The 1,158-nt window shown below is 52.9% G+C and carries 1 protein-coding gene; it reads right to left on the reverse strand.

Going from position 1 to position 1,158, the window contains the following annotated elements; all coding sequences use genetic code 11:
• Nucleotides 1-23 precede the first annotated feature (23 nt).
• On the reverse strand, nucleotides 24-1,055 hold the full coding sequence (locus tag ACSZO4_RS25630) for an IS630 family transposase (protein WP_437891896.1): 1,032 nt from the start codon (nucleotides 1,053-1,055) through the stop codon (nucleotides 24-26).
• Between the last annotated feature and the right edge of the window lie 103 nt (nucleotides 1,056-1,158).

Below are 1,158 nucleotides of genomic sequence, written 5' to 3' on the forward strand. Positions count from 1 at the left end.
CTAAATAGCTGATCCTAATACCGCTACACTTTTGCCAGACCATGTCCCCCTCCGGGGAACGGACTGGCGGTTTCCATAAAATGGCGAACTTTTTTCAACAGTTGCCACATTGAGCGGCACTGATGATTTCGCGTTATCGTGTCGTGTAACGCCTGCCATAACCGTTCAACATGATTCACCCACGGCGAGTACACCGGTTGATAAATCACTCTGAACTTCGGATTGTCTTTCAGCCAGCGCAGCGTCTCCCGGCTCTTGTGGATGATGTAGTTATCCACTATCAACGTGATCTGTTTTGCCCGTCGGTATGTCGCTCTCAGGTGCTCTAACAGACTGATAAACAGAGACGAGCTTTTACTGCTTCCGCCAACATAGCTGACTTTTCCCGTCCCGCTGTGTAACGCACCCGCCAGATAATATTTCTCGTTCTGGCCCGGCGTCACTATGCGTTTCTGCTCTCCACGAACCTGCCAGTCCGCGCCGATTTTCGGATTCAGATGGATATCCACTTCGTCCTCGTAGAACACGGGATGCTCAGCGCTGCGATGTTCCAGCGCCTCACGGATGGCTGCCATTTTTTCTTCTTTATGCGGGTCGCGAATACGCAGCGTAGGGGCTGCACGTCGCCACACCAGACCGGCCGAAGGCAACCAGCGCCGCACCGTGGAAGCATGCAACCTACAGCCGGTTATCTCATTGATTTTTATCGTCAGCAGTTCCGTGCTCCAGCGTGAGCGCTGGTAACCAAAGTCACCCGGAGAACGTTTTACGAGTTGATGTAACAGCACGCAGATCTGTTCAAACGGCCAGCGACGTCCACGGCCGGGCGGCAGAGATTTCAGTCCCTCAATGCCGTAAAGAGTGAGCCAGTTAATCCAGCGACCGATTGACGAACGGGCGCAGCAAAGCGTTCTGGCGACATCACTGACGCGATAGCCCCGGTGCAGCATCAGGATAGCGGTCAACCTGCGGGCGTGATTCTTGTCGTGCGTTTTATGGATAGTTTTCTTCATCAGGCGTCGTTCGTTACGGGGTATGGGTGCTATGCTCGACATCTCTCAGTCCGGTTGGTAATTTGGGATATTTAGCGGTTGATCAGATCGCTCAACCCGGACTGAGTTCCCTTCAGGTGATCTACTATTTGGAACAGCTATTTAG

This window comes from Phytobacter sp. V91 (assembly GCF_965644225.1).
In the GTDB taxonomy this organism is placed as follows: domain Bacteria; phylum Pseudomonadota; class Gammaproteobacteria; order Enterobacterales; family Enterobacteriaceae; genus CBFFRJ01.